The organism is Shigella sp. FC1967 (genome assembly GCF_001743005.1).
GTDB lineage: Bacteria > Pseudomonadota > Gammaproteobacteria > Enterobacterales > Enterobacteriaceae > Proteus.
This window is the reverse complement of sequence record NZ_MIIZ01001467.1, coordinates 1-338: the sequence shown is the minus strand read 5'-3', so window position 1 is coordinate 338 and position 338 is coordinate 1. Positions and strand designations below refer to the sequence as shown.

At 55.0% G+C, this 338-nt stretch carries 1 rRNA gene; it reads left to right on the top strand.

The window, feature by feature from the left end:
• Window positions 1–338, top strand: a 16S ribosomal RNA gene (locus BHE89_RS23075); the annotation flags it as partial.

Here is a 338-nt window from a genome sequence, read left to right as displayed (position 1 = left end):
TGGGGATCTGCCCGATAGAGGGGGATAACTACTGGAAACGGTGGCTAATACCGCATGACGTCTACGGACCAAAGCAGGGGCTCTTCGGACCTTGCGCTATCGGATGAACTCATATGGGATTAGCTAGTAGGTGGGGTAATGGCTCACCTAGGCGACGATCTCTAGCTGGTCTGAGAGGATGATCAGCCACACTGGGACTGAGACACGGCCCAGACTCCTACGGGAGGCAGCAGTGGGGAATATTGCACAATGGGGCGCAAGCCTGATGCAGCCATGCCGCGTGTATGAAGAAGGCCTTAGGGTTGTAAAGTACTTTCAGCGGGGAGGAAGGTGATAAG